Annotated in this window: 12 protein-coding genes and 1 pseudogene; 3 read left to right on the forward strand and 10 right to left on the reverse strand. The window is 70.2% G+C overall.

Features of this window, described 5'->3' with window-relative positions:
- The 7 genes from Q0716_RS07360 to Q0716_RS07390 form a co-directional block, all read right to left on the reverse strand.
- On the reverse strand, positions 1 to 1061 hold a 1061-nt coding region (locus Q0716_RS07360), incomplete at its 3' end, for an adenosine deaminase (protein ID WP_299021495.1).
- 11 nt (positions 1062 to 1072) lie between these two features.
- Complete coding sequence (locus Q0716_RS07365; protein ID WP_299021518.1) at positions 1073 to 2029, reverse strand: aromatic ring-hydroxylating dioxygenase subunit alpha; 957 nt, start codon at positions 2027 to 2029, stop codon at positions 1073 to 1075.
- The gene (locus Q0716_RS07370) at positions 2029 to 3192 is read right to left on the reverse strand and encodes a BMP family ABC transporter substrate-binding protein (RefSeq protein WP_299021497.1); all 1164 of its coding nucleotides are present in this window, start codon (positions 3190 to 3192) and stop codon (positions 2029 to 2031) included. The genes Q0716_RS07365 and Q0716_RS07370 overlap by 1 nt, the downstream gene beginning before the upstream one ends.
- Positions 3193 to 3224: 32 nt before the next feature.
- On the reverse strand, positions 3225 to 4145 hold the full coding sequence (locus Q0716_RS07375; protein WP_299021501.1) for an ABC transporter permease: 921 nt from the start codon (positions 4143 to 4145) through the stop codon (positions 3225 to 3227).
- Complete coding sequence (locus Q0716_RS07380; protein WP_299021503.1) at positions 4145 to 5200, reverse strand: ABC transporter permease; 1056 nt, start codon at positions 5198 to 5200, stop codon at positions 4145 to 4147. Before Q0716_RS07380 ends, Q0716_RS07375 begins: the two co-directional genes overlap by 1 nt.
- On the reverse strand, positions 5187 to 6728 hold the full coding sequence (locus Q0716_RS07385; RefSeq protein ID WP_299021505.1) for an ABC transporter ATP-binding protein: 1542 nt from the start codon (positions 6726 to 6728) through the stop codon (positions 5187 to 5189). The genes Q0716_RS07380 and Q0716_RS07385 overlap by 14 nt, the downstream gene beginning before the upstream one ends.
- Complete coding sequence (locus Q0716_RS07390; protein ID WP_299021506.1) at positions 6725 to 7756, reverse strand: LysR family transcriptional regulator; 1032 nt, start codon at positions 7754 to 7756, stop codon at positions 6725 to 6727. Before Q0716_RS07390 ends, Q0716_RS07385 begins: the two co-directional genes overlap by 4 nt.
- 71 nt (positions 7757 to 7827) lie before the next feature.
- On the opposite strand from Q0716_RS07390, the gene xdhA reads away from it, so the two are divergent.
- On the forward strand, positions 7828 to 9426 hold the full coding sequence (gene xdhA, locus Q0716_RS07395) for a xanthine dehydrogenase small subunit (RefSeq protein WP_299021508.1): 1599 nt from the start codon (positions 7828 to 7830) through the stop codon (positions 9424 to 9426).
- Positions 9423 to 11801: a xanthine dehydrogenase molybdopterin binding subunit gene (xdhB, locus tag Q0716_RS07400; RefSeq protein ID WP_299021510.1), complete on the forward strand. Its 2379-nt coding sequence runs from the start codon at positions 9423 to 9425 to the stop codon at positions 11799 to 11801. Before xdhA ends, xdhB begins: the two co-directional genes overlap by 4 nt.
- Positions 11802 to 11829: 28 nt before the next feature.
- On the opposite strand, the gene Q0716_RS07405 is transcribed toward xdhB, so the two are convergent.
- From Q0716_RS07405 to dinG, 3 genes are read right to left on the reverse strand one after another with little or no spacing between them, the layout of a single operon-like run.
- A complete protein-coding gene (locus Q0716_RS07405; protein ID WP_299021512.1) occupies positions 11830 to 13146 on the reverse strand; it encodes a glycerate kinase in 1317 nt (438 codons plus the stop codon).
- Complete coding sequence (locus Q0716_RS07410) at positions 13143 to 14006, reverse strand: TIM barrel protein (protein ID WP_299021514.1); 864 nt, start codon at positions 14004 to 14006, stop codon at positions 13143 to 13145. The genes Q0716_RS07405 and Q0716_RS07410 overlap by 4 nt, the downstream gene beginning before the upstream one ends.
- Positions 13982 to 16165: an ATP-dependent DNA helicase DinG gene (gene dinG / locus Q0716_RS07415; RefSeq protein WP_299021516.1), complete on the reverse strand. Its 2184-nt coding sequence runs from the start codon at positions 16163 to 16165 to the stop codon at positions 13982 to 13984. Before dinG ends, Q0716_RS07410 begins: the two co-directional genes overlap by 25 nt.
- A gap of 119 nt (positions 16166 to 16284) precedes the next feature.
- Between dinG and Q0716_RS07420 the strand changes: the two are divergent.
- A pseudogene (locus Q0716_RS07420) lies at positions 16285 to 16688 on the forward strand (hypothetical protein); the annotation flags it as partial.

A 16688-nucleotide genomic window follows, 5' to 3' on the forward strand; every position in this document is an offset into this window, starting at 1 on the left:
GCGGCGGCAAACGCGGCATGGAGCCGCTGCAGGTAGCGCGCGCGGGTCGGCTCGTCGATGAACGCGGCCTCGAACCCGTTGGCCAACAAGCGCCACGCCTGACGCGCGCTCAGGCCCAGCGCGGCCACGGTCTGCACCAGGTTGTCGCCCACGTAGCCGCCAAAGTAGGCCGGGTCGTCCGAATGCACCGACACGCACAAACCGGCATCCAGCAGCCGACCCAAGGGGTGCCGTGTCAAATCGGGATAGACGCACAGCTTGATATTGGACAGCGGGCACACCGTCAGCGGCACGCGCTCGCGCGCCAGCCGCTGCATCAGGGCGGGGTCGTGCAGCGCCTGCACGCCGTGGTCGATGCGCTGCACCTGCAACAGGTCGAGCGCTTGCCAAATGTAGTCTGGCGGCCCCTCTTCACCTGCGTGGGCCACGACGTGCAGCCCCAGTGCGCGGGCACGCTCGAAGACGCGAACGAACTGGCGCGGAGGGTGATCGCGCTCGCTGGAGTCGAGCCCCAGGCCGATGAAGTGTTCGCGGTACGGCAGCGCGGCTTCCAGCATCGTCAACCCATCGTCTTCGCTGAGGTGACGCAGCACGCACAAAATCCACTGCACCGACAGCCCGAGTTCGGTCTGCGCGCGGCGCTGCGCCGCGACCAATCCCTCGAACAGCACGGCCATCGGGATGCCGCGTGCCGTGTGCGTCTGCGGATCGACGAAACATTCGGCATGGACCACGCCGTCGGCGGCCGCGCGCTGGAAGTAGGCCCACGCCAGGTCGTAAAAATCCTGCGCCGTGCGCAACACCCCAGCGCCGGCGTAGTACAGGTCCAGAAAACTCTGCAAGTCGGTAAACGCGTACGCCGCGCGTACGTCCTGCACGCTCGCGTACGGCAGCGTCACGCCGTTGCGCTGCGCCAGCGCGAACATCAGCTCCGGCTCCAGCGTACCTTCGATGTGCAAGTGCAGTTCGGCCTTGGGCGCCGAGCGCAGCAGCGCGGGCAGACGCTGCGCCGGAATGCGGTCGAACGCGATGTCGGGCTCGGCAAGGGCGGCTGAATCCATGGTCGGCTCCGTCAACAAACACCATACGCGATACCGGTGTCACGCAGATACCGCCGATAGGCCGCGCTCAAGCGATCGGCGGCACACATGGCTTCGCCGCCCGCATACAGCGGCAGGCGCTTGGGCGTTTGCGACTCGAGAATCGGTTGGTCCTGGGCGAAGATCATCGCCTGGAAAGTGCGCAGGGACTCGTCTGGGGTGTCGAAATCGGTGGTGTGTTGCACGAACCAGACGCGGCAAGATTCCTCCTGCATCGGGCAGACCCAGAGCACGTAGGCATCGGCGGGTCCGTCACCGTCGGGGCGCTTCTGCAACATCGCCGCAAAAGGACTGAGCACCTCGTAGCGGTAGCGCACCCAGGCTCCCTGCTGCGCACCCGCGCTCGCCCGCGGTTGCCAGGCCGGGTAGTCGGCGACGAATGGCCGCCCGTCGGGCGTGTGCGAAACCGCGTAAGGGGGAACGTCGGCATGCGCGGGCTCGCCCAGCCAGCCGTCGTGCACGAAGGCAAAGTGCGCCGTGTCCAGAAAGTTCTCCACCACGCGTGGAGCGCTCGTGGCCACGTCGAACGGGCCGTGCGCGACGCAGCGCGGCGGCAGGTCTGGCAGCGCCGGCAGCGCCACGCGGGGCTGACCCAGACAGACCCAGACCATGCCGTGGGCCTCACAGGCGGCATACGCGTGCGCCGCTTGGGCTGGTGCCGGGATAAACGCCGGCAAGGCGGGAATGGCGCGACATCGGCCCGCCCCGTCGAAGCGCCAACCGTGGTAGGGACACTGCAGCTGGCCCTGCACCACGGCACCCAGCGACAGCCGCGCGCCGCGGTGGGGGCAGCGGTCGGCCAAGACCTGCATCGCGCCCGCCTCATCGCGCCACAGCACCAATGGCTCGCCCAGCAGCCAGCACGACAGCGGCGTGGGGCCCACGGCGCTGGCCAGCGCCACCGGCCACCAATGGTCGCGCTCGACCATCACTTACCCGACGGCACCTTGCCCTCGACCCCCTTGACGAAGAAGTTGACCTGGTCTTTCCAGGCCTGATCGGCCTTGACGCCCTTGGCCAGCACTTCCTTGCCGGTGTTGTCGACGATGGGGCCGGTGAAGACCTCGAACTCGCCGCTCTTGAGGCCGGCCTTGACCTCCTCGACCTTCTTCTTGGCCTCCTCCGGCACGACGTCGGCGATCTTGATCAGGTCGTTGAGGCCTTCCTTGACACCCCAGATGGTGCGCTTGTTACCCTGCCAAGTGCCGTCGAGCACTTCCTGCACCGCTTGGATGTAGTATGGCCCCCAGTTGACCACGGCCGACGCCAGGTGTGCCTTCGGACCGAAGCTGCTCATGTCGCTGTCCCAGCCGAAGGCGTATTTGCCGTTCTTCTCGGCCGTCTGTAGCACAGCGGTGGAGTCGGTGTTTTGCAACAGCACGTCGGCACCCTGGTTGATCAGGCTCTGGGCGGCCTCGGTCTCCTTGGGCGGGTCGAACCAGCTGTTGACCCACACCACCTTGAGCTTGATGTTGGGTTTGACGCTCTGCGCGCCCAGCACGAAGGCGTTGATGTTGCGCAGCACCTCGGGGATGGGGAAGGAGCCGACGAAGCCCAACGTGTTGGTCTTGGTCATGTGCGCGGCGATGATGCCGGCCATGTACGTGTCCTGATAAAAGCTGGCGTCGTAGACGCGCATGTTGTCGGCGGTCTTGTAGCCAGTGGCGTGCTCGAACTTGACGTCTGGAAATTCACTGGCCACCTTGAGCATCGGCTCCATGTAGCCGAATGAGGTGGCGAAGATGATCTTGTTGCCCTGCGCCGCCAGGTCGCGGATGACGCGCTCGGCGTCGGCCCCTTCGGGCACGCTCTCGACGAAGGTGGTTTGCACCTTGTCGCCGAAGTGCGCCTCGACGGCTTTGCGACCCAGGTCGTGCGCGAACGACCAGCCAGCGTCACCCACCGGGCCCACGTACACCCAGGCGGCCTTGAGCGGCTGGGGCTTGGGTGCCTCGGCGGCCGGCGCCGGGGCTGGCGCCTTGGCGGCTTCTTCCTTCTTGCCGCAGCCCACCAGCGCCGAGCCGGCCACCAACCCCAGCGCCGCTGCCTTGGCGGCGGTCTTGAGCCATTCGCGTTTGCGCATATCGATCATGGAAACACTCCTTGAGAAAAAATGGGCGATCTTCACGACCCAGGATGAAACGGTTTGCCCAGCGACTGCGGCATGTGGGTGCGAATCCACAGGGGCGAGCGCGAGATGAGCACCAGCACCACGATGGTGGCCAGGTACGGCAGCATGGTCAAGAACTGGCTGGGCACCGCCACCCCCATGCCCTGCAAGTGGAATTGCAGCATCGTCACCCCACCGAACAGGTAAGCCCCCAGCAAAACCCGTGCCGGTCGCCAAGTGGCAAACGTGGTCAGCGCCAGCGCGATCCAGCCCTTGCCCGCAATCATGCCTTCCACCCACAGCGGGGTGTAGACGGTGGACACGTAGGCCCCCGCCAGCCCGCACAGCGCGCCCCCCAGCACCACCGCCAGCAGCCGGATGCGGCGCACGGGATAGCCCAGCGCATGCGCCGATTCAGGGCTTTCGCCCACGCTGCGCAGCACCAGCCCGGTGCGCGTGCGATCGAAAAGCCACACCAACGCCAGCGCCAGCGCGATGGCGCCATAGACCAGCACGTGCTGCCGAAAAAGCGCCGGGCCAATGAACGGCAGATCGGCCAGCAGCGGCACCGCCGGTGCCACCAGCTCTGGCAGTTTGTACTGGGTGTAGGGCTGCCCGGCAAACGCCGACAGCCCCGCGCCCAGCAGGCTCAGCGCCAGGCCGGTGGCGTACTGGTTGGTGTTGAGGTAGATGACCAGCCAGCCAAACAGCAACGACAGCAGCGCCGCCACGCCCATGCCGGCCAAAAACCCGACCGGGTGCACCCCCAGGTGCACCACGGCGGCGAAACCGGCCAAGGCCCCGCACAGCATCAAGCCCTCGGCCCCCAGGTTGACGACGCCCACCTTCTCGTTGATGAGCAGGCCCAGCGCCGCAATCGCCAACACGGTGCCGGCGTTGAGCGTGGCCGCGATCAGCAGAGCCAGCGCTTCCATCAGCCCTTCCTCCAACGCAGACGGTAGTGGATCAGTGTGTCGCAGGCCAGCAACGTCAGCAGCAACAGGCCCTGAAAGACGCCGGTGATCGACTTGGGCAGCCCCAGCCGCGACTGGGCGAGCTCACCACCGATGTAGAACAGGCTCATGAGCAGCGCCGAGCCGACGATGCCCAGCGGATGCAGACGACCCACGAACGCGACGATGATGGCCGCAAACCCATATCCCACCGGCACATGGGGCGTGAGCTGGCCCACCGGCCCCGCCACCTCCAGCGCACCGGCCAGACCGGCGAGCGCACCCGTCACGCCCATGGCCACCCACAGCGCGCGCCGCGACGAAAACCCCGCATAGCGCGCCGCCGCCGGCGCCAGTCCCCCCACCTGCTGCGCAAACCCGGCGCGCGTACGAAACAGAAACACCCACACCGCTACCACCGCCACCAGGGCCATCACCAGGCCCCAATGCAGTCGCAGTCCGGCGTACAGGCGCGGCACCATCGCCTGCGGGTCGAAGCGTTGCGTCTGCGGAAAGTTGAACCCCATCGGGTCTTTCCACGGCCCATAGACCAGGTAGTTGAGCACCTGCACCGCCACGTAGACCAGCATCAGGCTGACCAGGATTTCGTTGGCGTGAAAGCGGTCGCGCAGCAGCGCCGTGATCGCGGCCCAGAGCCAGCCGCCGACCACACCGGCCAGCAGCACCACGGGCCAGACTGGCCAAGCGGCCCCGGCCAGCGCCAGCGCCGTGCCGCTGGCGAACACGGCACCGATGATGAACTGCCCCTCGGCACCGATATTCCAGACATTCGAGCGAAACCCGATCGCCAGTCCCAGGCCGATGAGCAGCAGCGGTGTGGCCTTGAGTAGCAGCTCGCTCCAGGCGCGGGCGTCTCGCATCGGCTCCCAAAAAAACACCCGCAGACCGGCCACGGGATCCTTGCCCAGCGCCGCAAACAGCGCCATGCCGATGACCACGGTGATGGCCAGCGCCAGCAGCGGCGACGCCGCGCTCCATGCGGCCGACGGCTGGGGACGCAACTCAAGCCGCAGCATGCTGCCCCTCCTGCACCGGTTCTGGCGCCTGCGGCCACAGGCCCGACATCCACTCGCCCACGCGCTGGGGGGTGGCTTGCGCCACCGTCAACGGCGGCGACAGCCGACCGCGCGCCATCACATACAGCCGGTCGCACAGCTCGAACAGCTCGTCGAGCTCCTCGCTGACGACGAGCACCGCGCACCCGGCCTCGCGCAGGGCGACGATCTCGGCGCGGATCTGCGCCGCGGCCCCCACGTCCACCCCCCACGTGGGCTGCGCGACGATGAACACGCGCGGGCGCGCGTCGATCTCGCGCCCGACGATGAACTTTTGCAGATTGCCGCCCGACAGCGACTGCGCGGCGGCATCCGGCCCCGCGGCTTTGACCCGGTAACGCTCGATGAGGTCGCGCGCCTGCGCCCGCAGCGCCCCCAGGTGCAGCCAACCCGCGGGGCCCACGGCCTCGCGCCGCGTCAGCAGCAGGTTGTGCGCCAGCCCCATGGAAGGCACGGCGCCGCGCCCGAGGCGCTCTTCCGGCACGAAATGCAGGCCCTGGCGTCGCCGCGGACCTGGCCCCAGACGCGCGATGTCGCGCCCGTCCAAGCGGATGGAGCCGGGCGGCGCCGCCGTGACCTCGCCGGACAAGGCGGCAAGCAACTCGCGCTGACCATTGCCCGACACCCCGGCGATACCGACGATTTCGCCCGCACGCACCTGCAAATCGACCGCCTGCAAGTCGGTGCCAAACGGCTCGCTGCTGGGCAGGGTCAGCGCGCAAACGTCCAGTACGACGTCGCCGCTGGCCGCGCGGTGCGGCGGCAGCGCGGGGGGCTCGCTGCCGATCATGAGCCGCGACAGCTCGGCATTGCTCGCCTGACGCGGGTCGCACACACCCGTCACGCGCCCGCCACGCATCACGGTGCAGGTGTCGCACAGGGCCCGGATCTCGTGCAGCTTGTGACTGATGTAGAGGATGCTGCAGCCTTCGCTGGCGAGCTGGCGCAGCACGCCGAACAAGCGCTCGACCGCCTGCGGCGTGAGCACGGACGTCGGCTCGTCCAAGATCAGCAACTGCGGCTGCGTCAGCAGGGCGCGCACGATCTCGACGCGCTGGCGCTCGCCCACCGAGAGCGTGTGCACCGGCCGCCGCGGATCGATCTCCAGCCCGTACTCGCGTGCCTTGACCTCGATGGACTCGCTCACCTCGCGCAGCGACAGGGCCGCGTCGAGCCCGAGCCAGACATTCTCGGCCACGGTCAGCGTCTCGAACAGGCTGAAGTGCTGAAACACCATGCTGATGCCCAGCGCGCGTGCCTCTTGCGGGTTGCGCACGTGCACCGGGCGGCCGTTGAAGAGCACGGCACCGTCGTCGGGCTGCACTGCGCCGTAGATGATTTTCATCAAGGTGGACTTGCCCGCGCCGTTTTCGCCCAACACGGCATGGATGCTGCCCGGCTGAACCTCCAGCGAGACGCCGTCGTTGGCCACCACGCCGGGGTAGCGCTTGGTGATGTGGTGCAGTTGCAGTCGCGGCGGAGGGCTCATGGCGCGGTATCGGGGCCGGTGGATCGGAAGGCAGATTCGCGCGCCACGGTCTGCGCACGCGAAGGTGCGGATGGTAACGGGGTTTGGCCCTCGCGCGCCGGGTCGCACAGACCCGCCGCGACATCGCGGATGGCCTGGCGCAGCCATTGCGCGGCGGGCGAGGCGTGCGTGCGCTCGTGCCAGAGCTGGTAGTACAGCAGCCGCGGAAACCGCAACGGTGGCGCCACGATCGCCACCGGCAGCGTGTCCACGAAGCGCTGGCAGTACTGGCGGCCCGTGGTCAGCACCAGCAGGCTCTGGCTGACCATGGCCGGAATCAGCCCGAAGTGCGGGCAACGCACCACGATGTTGCGGGTCAACCCCTGCTGCGCGAGGTGGTCGTCGATCACGCCGCGTGCGCCAGGCGCCATCGGAGTGGGGGCCACGTGTTCGGCCTGCAGCCACTCGGTCAGCGTCCAGCCCCGGCGCAGTGCCGGGTGCCGGGTCGAGACCAGGCACACCACCTCATCCCCGAACAGCCGCCCTTGGTGCAGGTCATCCGGCGCATGCGGCCAGTTGCCGATCACCACGTCCACCTCGCCCTGGGCGAGGCGATACCGGTAGTCGGCTTCGCCCGACAGGGGCTGGATATCCACGCGCGCCAGCGGCGCGCTGGCCTTGATGTGTGCCACCAACCGCGGCAAAAACCACGGGTCGAGATAGTCGCTGGCCGCGATGGCGAAGGTGTGCGTGCCGTGCGCGGGGTCGAACGCGCGCGCGCCCGCCAGCATTGTCTCCGTTTGGCGCAGGATTTCGGCCGCCGGCGCGATCATGCGCTGCGCGACGGCCGTGGGCACCATGCCCGAGCCGGCACGCACGAGCAGTGCATCGCCCGTCAGCCGCCGCAAGCGGCGCAGCGCGGCGCTCACCGCCGGCTGGTGCATGCCCAGACGGACGGCGGCGCGCGTGACACTGCGTTCGGTCAGCACCGTATACAACACCCGGATCAGATGGATGTCGATGCTGTCCCACGGAAGCGGACGTGACATACCTCGGCGTTTATGACGGTCATAACCCGAATCGTATGACACTTGCGCCCGTCGGGCGTACCCTGACGCCCATGAACGTGTGCGACGCCACCCCACCTCGCCCGCCAACGTTGACGCTGGTGCACCGCGGACGGCTGCGGCGCCTGACCGACGTGCCACCGGACCGCACCCTGCTCGCCCTGCTGCGCGAAGACTTGGGGCTGACCAGCGTCAAGGAGGGGTGCGCCAGCGGCGACTGCGGCGCGTGTACGGTGGCAGTGGCCGATCGGGCGCCGGACGGAACCTTGCGTTGGCGCGCGCTCAACAGCTGCATCCGCCTGGCGCACGCCGCGCATGGTTGCGCCGTCTGGACCGCCGAAGACCTGACGCGAGACCCGCTGATCACTCGAAACGGCGCCCTGCACCCCGTGCAGCAGGCGCTGGTGGACGCGCACGGCACGCAGTGCGGTTTTTGCACCCCGGGCTTCGTCATGAGCCTGTTTGTGCGCTATCAACGACGGGGGCCGGACAGCCCCCTCACGCACCCCCTCACGCGCGAAGAGGCCCTGCAAGCGCTGTCCGGTAATTTGTGCCGCTGTACCGGTTACCGCCCCATTCTGGACGCCGCACAGGCGATGACGGCCCTGCCCCCGGCCGCGGTCGACGAGGCCGCGCTGGACGCCCTGCTGGCCGAGGCGGCCCGCGAGGAGGCCGACGCCGACCCCGCCTCCGACGCCGCAGCCGCCTACTGGGCCCCGCGCGAGCTGCGTGACCTGTTGATCGCCCGCGCGCGCTGGCCGCAGGCGCGGCTGGTGGCGGGCACGACCGACGCTGGCCTGTGGATCACCCAGCAGCGCCAACGGCTGCCGCAGGTGCTGGATGTGACGCGTTGCGCGGCCTTGCAGCGCATCGAGTCGGTGCGCGACACCGACGGCACCCAGGTGCTGCGCATCGGCGCTGCAGCCACCCTGCACGATGCCTTCGCGGCGCTGCAGCGGCACTGGCCGACGCTGCAGGGGTTTTTCGAGCGCTTCGCGGGTCAGCCCATCCGCTACGGCGGCACGCTGGGGGGAAACGTGGCCAACGGCTCGCCGATCGGCGACTCGATGCCGCTGCTGATCGCTCTGGGGGCTGCGGTCGTTTTGCTGCGCTGGGATGGATCGGCGATCGCGGAGCGCCGGCTGCCGCTGGAGGATTTCTACCGCGGCTATCGCCAGACCGACTTGGCCCCCGACGAAATCGTGGGCTACGTGGAGGTGGCGCTCGGCGACGGCAGCGCGCTGCCCGATGTGGTCGCGCACAAGGTTTCCAAGCGCTTCGAGGACGACATCTCGGCCGTGTGCCTGGCCGTCGCGCTGTGGCGCGACCGCGAAGGGCGGGTTGCCGAGGTGCGCATCGGCGCGGGCGGCGTGGCCGCGGTACCGGCACGCGCACGGCGCACCGAGGCCGCCTTGCGCGGCCAACCCTGGTGCGCCCAGACGGTGCGCGCCGCCGCCGAGGTGTTGCAGGCCGAGTTTGAACCGCTGAGCGACGGACGCGCCAGCGCCGAGTACCGGCGCGCGCTGTTGGGCAGCTTGCTCTGGCGCACCTGGTTGCAAAGCGCCGACCCAGCGCCCGACATGCCAATCCGGCTAGACGAGCCCGACCCCTGGCACACGCTGGCGCAAGCCGTGGTGGAGGCACGCACATGAACGCCCCGCTGCTCCTGGACACACCCGCTTCCACCGCGTGCGGGCGCAGCGTCGCGCACGAAAGCGCTCGGGCGCAGGTCGAGGGGCTGGCGCCCTATGTGGACGACCTGCCCGAGCCGCGCGGCACCTGCTACGCCGCCCCGATTCTGTCGCCGGTGGCGCATGGGCGGCTGTGGGGGCTGGAGACGGCCACCGCGCTGGCCATGCCCGGTGTGCTGGCCGTCGTGACGGCCGCTGACATCCCCGGCGACCCGATACTGGCCGCGTTCGCGCACGACGAACCGATCTTGGCGCAAGACACCGTGCAGTACGCGGGCCAGGTGTTGGGGCTGGTGGTGGCGCGCGACGTCACGACGGCGCGGGCCGCGGCACGCGCCGTGCAGGCGCGCATCGACCCCTGGCCCGCCGTGCTCGATGCGCGCGCCGCCCATGCGCAGCGGCAGTATGTGCTGCCGCCGGTGCACGTGCGGCGCGGCGACGCGGCCGCCGCCATCGCGCAGGCGCCGCACCGCTTGACCGGCTCGTTTGCCGTTGGCGGGCAGGAGCACTACTACCTGGAAGGCCAGGTGGCGCTGGCCATCCCACAGGAGCAGGACCAGTGGATGGTGCTGTCGAGCACCCAACACCCGGGCGAGGTGCAACATTGGGTGGCCCACGCGCTGGGGCTGGCCAACCACCAGGTGCGGGTGGAGTGCCGACGCATGGGCGGCGGCTTCGGTGGCAAGGAAACGCAGGCCGGCCACGTCGCGGTCTGGGCCGCGCTGGCCGCGCACAAGGTGGGCGCACCGGTCAAGCTGCGGCTGGATCGCGGCGACGACATCCTCATCACCGGCAAGCGCCATCCGTTTACCTACGACTACGCCGTCGGCTTCGACGATGAGGGTCGCATCCTGGGACTCGATTTGTCGATGTTCGTGGACTGCGGCTTCTCGGCCGATCTTTCGGGCCCGGTGGCCGACCGCGCCGTGTTTCACAGCGACAACGCCTACTTCGTGCCGCACGTGGCGCTGCACAGCTACCGCTGCCGCACGAACAAACAAAGCGCCACCGCCTTTCGGGGCTTCGGCGGCCCGCAGGGCATGGTGGCGATCGAAACCATCCTCGGCGACATCGCCCGCCACCTGGGGCGCGATCCACTGGACGTGCGCCGTCTCAACCTATACGACGACGCCCCCGCCCCGGTCTGGACGGCGCCGCTGCCCACCGGCAGCAACCCGCTGCCCGCTCGGCGCGACACGACGCCCTACCAGATGCGGGTGGAGGACGACATCCTGCGCCCCCTCATCGACACCCTGGCCGAGCGCTGCCGTTATGCGCAGCGGCGCGCCGCGATTGCCGCCTGGAACGCGCGCAGCCCCGTCATCCAGCGCGGCCTGGCGCTGACGCCGGTCAAGTTCGGCATCAGCTTTACCGCCACACTGTTCAACCAGGCGGGGGCGCTGGTGCACGTCTATACCGACGGCAGCGTGTTGGTCAACCACGGCGGCACCGAGATGGGCCAGGGCCTGCACACCAAGGTGGCGCAAATCGTGGCCGATGAGCTGGGTGTGCCGCTCGAGCGGGTGCGCGTCAGCGCCAGCGACACCGCGCGCGTGCCCAACGCGAGCGCCACCGCCGCCTCCAGCGGCACCGACCTCAACGGCCGCGCGGCCCAGTACGCCGCGGCCAGTGTGCGCGCCAACCTGGCCGCTTTCGTCGCCGGGCTGGACGGCTGCGGCGCGGGCGAGGTTCGCTTCGAGGGCGGCTGGGTGCGCTCGCCCCGGGCGCGTCGGCGCTTCGACGACGTGGTGCGCGAGGCCTACGCCAACCGCATTCCCCTCTGGAGCGACGGTTTTTACCGCACGCCCAAAATCCACTACGACAAGACCACGCTGACTGGGCGGCCGTTTTATTACTTCGCCCACGGCGCCGCGTGCAGCGAAGTGGCCATCGACACCCTCACGGGCGAGCTGCGCGTGCTGGCGGTGGACATCTTGCACGACGTGGGGCGCAGCATCAACCCGGCGATCGACATCGGCCAAATCGAAGGCGGCTTCATCCAAGGCATGGGGTGGCTGACCACCGAGGAGCTGGTCTGGCGCGCCGATGGCCAATTGTGGACCACCGGCGCCAGCACGTACAAGATCCCGTCTGCGGGCGACCTGCCGCCGCACTGGCGCGTCGACCTGTGGCCAAAGGCCAACCGCGAGGACAACGTGTACGGCAGCAAGGCGGTGGGCGAGCCACCGTTCATGCTGGCCATCAGCGTGTGGGAGGCGGTGCGCGACGCGGTGGCCAGCGCCCGCCGCCGCGCTGGTCTGCCCGCCGACGGCCCGCTACCGATGGACGCCCCCGCCACCCCGGAGCGCATCTGGCGCGCCTGTCAGATGCGCTAACGACAGCGCCGCCCCCCGAACGCGCCCACTACACCAGCAGCAGCGCCCGAAAATCGTTGACGTTGGTGTGCGTCGGCCCGGTGACGAACAGGTCGCCCAGCGCCGCGAAGAAGCCATAGCTGTCGTGCCGGTCCAGACACGCCTGGGCCGACCACCCCAGCGCCCGGGCGCGCGCGAGCGTATCCGGCGCGACGAATGCGCCGGCGTTGTCCTCGGTGCCGTCGATGCCGTCGGTGTCGGCCGCCAGCGCCCACACGCCCGGCAAGCCGTCCAGCCCCAGCGCCAGCCCGAGGGCGAATTCGGCCGCACGCCCGCCGCGCGCGCGCTCGCCCACGGCCAACTGGGGCGGGCGCACCGTCACCGTCGTCTCGCCGCCCGACAGCAGCACGCACGGCGGCTGAAACGGCCCCTGCCCTTGCCGCGCATAACGGGCCAGCCCCGCGTGCACCCGGCCCACCTCGCGCGACTCGCCCTCGATCGCATCGCCCAGCACATGGGCCCGCAGGCCCAAGCGGCGCGCCTCATCGGCCGCGGCCTGCAGCGCCTGGTGCGGCGTGGCCATCAGGCGCACGGTGCAATCGGTCCAGCGCGGGTGGTCGGGCTTGGGCGTTTCCAGCCGCCCATCGAGCAGCGCCTGCCGCACCGGCTCGGGCAGCGCGATACGGTAGCGCTCCAGCACCGCTAGCGCGTCGGCGGCGGTGCTGGGGTCGGGCACGGTCGGGCCACTGGCGATGGTCGCGGGGTCGTCCCCCGGTACATCGCTGATCGCCACCGTCCACACCGGTGCGGGCGCTGCGGCCAGCGCCAATCGTCCGCCCTGGATGCGCGAGAGATGTTTGCGCACGGCGTTCATCTCGCCGATGGAGGCGCCGCTGAGCAGCAGCGCGCGCGTGATGGCCTGCAAGTCGGCCAACGTCAAGCCGGGCGCGGGCAGCGCCAGCAAGGCCGAGCCGCCACCCGAGACCAGCGCGATGACCCGATCGTCGGCCGTCAAGCCCTGCACCGCCGCCAGCATGCACTCGGCGGCACGCACGCCCGCCGCGTCGGGTACGGGGTGCGCCGCCTCCAGAATGTCGATGCGCGGCGCCAGCCCCGCCGGGCGCGGCGGCGTGTGGCCGTAGCGGGTGACCACGACGCCCGCGAGCGGCGCCTCGGCGGGCCAAGCGGCCTCGAGCGCGTGCGCCATCGCACCCGCTGCCTTGCCCGCACCCACCACCACGGTGCGCCCGCGGGGCACGGGGGGCAGATGGTGCCGCAGCTGCGCGGCTGGCAGTGCGCGCTGTACGGCGGCGTGATACAGCCGCGTCAACAGCGCGCGAGGCTCGCGCTCGAAATCCTTGCTCATCTGTCCGCTTTCTGCAAATCGGCTGCGCGGCGACGCAGCCCCAGGCATTCGATCCACCCCAGCCCCGCCTCGGTGCCGCCAGCTGCCGCGTCGGCTGGCAGGTATTCCGCGCCGATCCAACCGTCCCAGCCGCTGGCAATCATGGCATCGGCCAGCGCCGCCCAGTCAACCGTGCCCGTGCCGGGCTCGTGGCGCCCGGGACAGTCGGCCCACTGCACATGGCCCACGTGAGGGTAGCACCGCTGCCACACGGCCAGCGGATCCTGCCCCATGCGCGCCACGTGGTAGGCGTCGAACTGCAGCCGCAGCCCCGGGTGGGCCACCCGCGCCAGCACGGCCAGCGCCACCTCGACCGTATCGACCAAAAAGCCCGGGATGTCGAGGCTGTTGATCGGCTCCAACCGCAGCCCGATGCCGGCTCGCGCGCACGCGTGCGCCGCGGCGCGCAGGTTGTCCACCAGCGTATCGAGGGCCTGCTCGCGCGTCACCCCGGCAGGGGGCACACCCGCGATCACGTTGAGCTGTGGCACCCCCAACGCAGCCGCGTACGCCAGCGCCTGCGCGATCCCGGCGCGAAACTCGGCCACCCGCTCCGGGTGGCAGGCGATACCGCGCTCCCCCGCCGTCCAATCCCCGGCGGGCAGGTTGTGCAGCACCAGGCGCAGCCCGTGGCGCCGCAGTTCGGCCGCGATCGCCGCGGGCGGGTGGTCGTACGGAAACTGGCACTCCACGGCGGTGAAGCCGCACGCCGCCGCAGCCCGGAAGCGCTCCAGAAACGGCCGCTCGGCATACAGCAGGCTCAGGTTGGCTGCCAGGCGCAGCCGCGCGCGGGGGCTCACACGGTCGAAGGGATGGGACACGTCGGACTCTCCGGTCGGACGCCCGTGCGGGCATCCAGTTGCGCGTAAGGAGGCAGGCCCTGCAGAATCAAGCGCCCGTAGCCCGTGGTCAGCAACCGCGGGTCGTAGCAGACGATGCGGGCGCGGTCGTCTTCGGTGCGGATGGCGCGCCCGATCCACTGCAGCAGCCGGATCGCGGTCGCCGGCACGACGAGCTCCATGAACGGGTCGCGCCCGCACGCGCGCAGCCACTCGGCGCGCGCCTCCCCCACGGGGTCGTCGGGCGGGGCAAACGGCAGCTTGGTGATGAACAGGTCCTCGCACAGCGCGCCCGGCAGGTCCAGCCCCTCGCCAAACGACTGCAGGCCAAACAGGATCGACGGCTCACCGGCGGCGACCCGCTCGCGGTGCTGCGCCAGCAGCCGGGTTCGGGGCAAGGACCCTTGCACCAGCACGCGGTCGCGCCATTCGGGCGGCAGCTCGGCCGCCACCTGCTGCAGGTGCACACGCGAGGTGAACAACACCAATGCACCACGCCGCACCGACGGCAGATCGCGCAGCAACGCGGCTTGCACCGCGCGCTGGTAGGCCGCCCCGTCTTTGGGGTCCACCGTCACCCCGCCCAGCACCAGCGCACCCTGGCGGGCATGATCGAACGGGCTGTGCGCCTCTAGCGTCTCGACGTCGGCATCGTCGGCCAGCCCCACTTCGCGCAGAAAAAAATCGAACCGCCCGCAGCTGGTCAGCGTCGCCGACGTCAGCACGGCCGCCCGCACATGGGTCCAGAGCTGGCTGCGCAGCAGCCCGGCGGACTGGATCGGACTCGCGTGAGCCGACACCCGCACCGTCTCGCCCCCACGCCCCGGGCCGCTGGCGGCGAGCGTGAACCATTTGGCCAGCGGCGCCTCGCCCGCCGCTGGCTCGTGCAACAACCAGCGCGCGGTGTCATACACCGCTTCCAACCGCGGCGCGAGCGTGCCCAACTGCGCGTAGCGCTGCGACAGGGTGGATGCCTCTTGCGGCCGTTCACGCAGCGCCGTGCGCAGCGCCTGGCCCGTGGCGCTCAAGGCCTGCAGCAAGACGTCCGCCGCGGCCACGGCCGCTGACAGCACCGCATCGAACCCCTCGGGCAAGCGGCCGCGCGGCAGGCGCACGCGCAGCGGCTCGTCCCCCTGCAACCGGGCGCCCCAGTGCTGCACGGCCAGGCGCACCAGCTCCTGCAGCGCCGCACGCAGGCGCGCCGCGGCCTCGGGCACCGTCGCCACGTCGTCCAACTCGACCTCGGTGGCAGCCTTGAGGATCTGGCTGGCCAACCGGTCGATCCAGGTCAGCCGCGACAGATTGGCGCGACGGGCGAACTGCTCGAGCGCGATCGCGGGCAGGTGGTGCGCCTCGTCCAGCACCAGCAGGCACTGGTCGAGCTCGGGCAACTGGCGCGACCCCAGCGTGGACAGCAGCAAATCGTGATTGACGACGATGACCTGCGCGCCAGCCAGCGCCTTGCGCTGCTCGAAATACGCACAGCCGCCATAGAGCGGACAGTGGCGCGCGCTGCAAGAGGCCGCGTCCGCCGCGACCGCGCTCCACCACGCCGGCTCGGGCGGCTCCGGCAGCTCGTCCCGGTCACCGTCCCAGCGCCCCAGGGCCAAATCCTGCGCGCGCGCCCGCAGCCACGCCAAGCGGTCCGCACTGACCACACCCGCCGCCCCCGTAGCCAACAGATCGTCCTCGTCGTCGGCGTCGGTGGGCGCGTCGGGGTCGGTGAGCCAGCGCTCGAGCTTGAGCCGACAGACGTAGCGGCCGCGCCCCTTGGCCAGGGCGTAGCGAAACTCGAACGGCAAGCGCCGCGCCAGCGCCGGCAGGTCTTGGTTCACCAGCTGCTCCTGCAGGGCGACGGTGGCGGTCGAGACGACGACGCGCGTCTGCCGTGCCCGTGCCAACGCGATGGCCGGCGCCAGGTAGGCGAGCGATTTGCCCACGCCGGTGCCGGCCTGCACCACCGCCAGCCGCCGCCGCAGCTCGGCGTAGCCGTCGGGTTTTCCCAGTGACGCGGCCGCCAACGTGCGGGCGACATGCTCCGCCATCGCCCGCTGGCCCGGGCGCATGCGCAGCCCGCCGGCGTCGATGACAGTATCGAACGCGGCGAGCGCCTGCCCGGCCCAATCCTCCGTGTTGTTCATAGACCCACAGTGTGACACAGCCAACACTTTCACCCCCATAATTCGGGGTACCACTCGAGAGAGGGCTCAGCCCCGCGAAGTCAGGGAGTTTCGTCAGCCGCCACCCTCCCCCACGCTTCATGACCATTGGCCACCCTTCGCCCGCGATCGATACCCGCAGCGTTACCTCTCGCATCGAGCTGGGCCTGCAGGCGTTGACCGCGTATGCAGTTCCCGCCTTGGTGGCGCTGTTGACGGTGTGGGCGGTGCTGTCGTGGCCCAGCGAATACCCCGAAGGAGAAGGCCGCTTGCTGCCCTTTCGGGCCATGACGGTCGACACCCCGCGGACGCCAGAACAGGTGTTGGCGGCGCTGCCCTCCCAGCCCGAGCGCACGAGCTGGGACACCCGCCTGTCCGAACAGCCCCTGTGGGTTCTGCTGACATTGTCCGACGCGGATCGTGCCGATGGACGCGCGCTGGACTTCCCCTCGCGCCATGCAACGGGGCTGCAGTGCTGGAACGCCGACGGCTTGGCGCCGTTGGG

It is taken from the genome of uncultured Tepidimonas sp., from assembly GCF_938045175.1.
Taxonomy (GTDB): domain Bacteria; phylum Pseudomonadota; class Gammaproteobacteria; order Burkholderiales; family Burkholderiaceae_C; genus Tepidimonas.

What these genes read in the sequence shown, in the direction of transcription:
- Q0716_RS07365 (WP_299021518.1), bottom strand. Translation starts at nt 2,029, where the DNA reads ATGGTCGAGCGCGACCATTGGTGGCCGGTGGCGCTGGCCAGCGCCGTG.
- Q0716_RS07370 (WP_299021497.1), bottom strand. Translation starts at nt 3,192, where the DNA reads ATGATCGATATGCGCAAACGCGAATGGCTCAAGACCGCCGCCAAGGCA.
- Q0716_RS07375 (WP_299021501.1), bottom strand. Translation starts at nt 4,145, where the DNA reads ATGGAAGCGCTGGCTCTGCTGATCGCGGCCACGCTCAACGCCGGCACC.
- Q0716_RS07380 (WP_299021503.1), bottom strand. Translation starts at nt 5,200, where the DNA reads ATGCTGCGGCTTGAGTTGCGTCCCCAGCCGTCGGCCGCATGGAGCGCG.
- Q0716_RS07385 (WP_299021505.1), bottom strand. Translation starts at nt 6,728, where the DNA reads ATGAGCCCTCCGCCGCGACTGCAACTGCACCACATCACCAAGCGCTAC.
- Q0716_RS07390 (WP_299021506.1), bottom strand. Translation starts at nt 7,756, where the DNA reads ATGTCACGTCCGCTTCCGTGGGACAGCATCGACATCCATCTGATCCGG.
- xdhA (WP_299021508.1), top strand. Translation starts at nt 7,828, where the DNA reads ATGAACGTGTGCGACGCCACCCCACCTCGCCCGCCAACGTTGACGCTG.
- xdhB (WP_299021510.1), top strand. Translation starts at nt 9,423, where the DNA reads ATGAACGCCCCGCTGCTCCTGGACACACCCGCTTCCACCGCGTGCGGG.
- Q0716_RS07405 (WP_299021512.1), bottom strand. Translation starts at nt 13,146, where the DNA reads ATGAGCAAGGATTTCGAGCGCGAGCCTCGCGCGCTGTTGACGCGGCTG.
- dinG (WP_299021516.1), bottom strand. Translation starts at nt 16,165, where the DNA reads ATGAACAACACGGAGGATTGGGCCGGGCAGGCGCTCGCCGCGTTCGAT.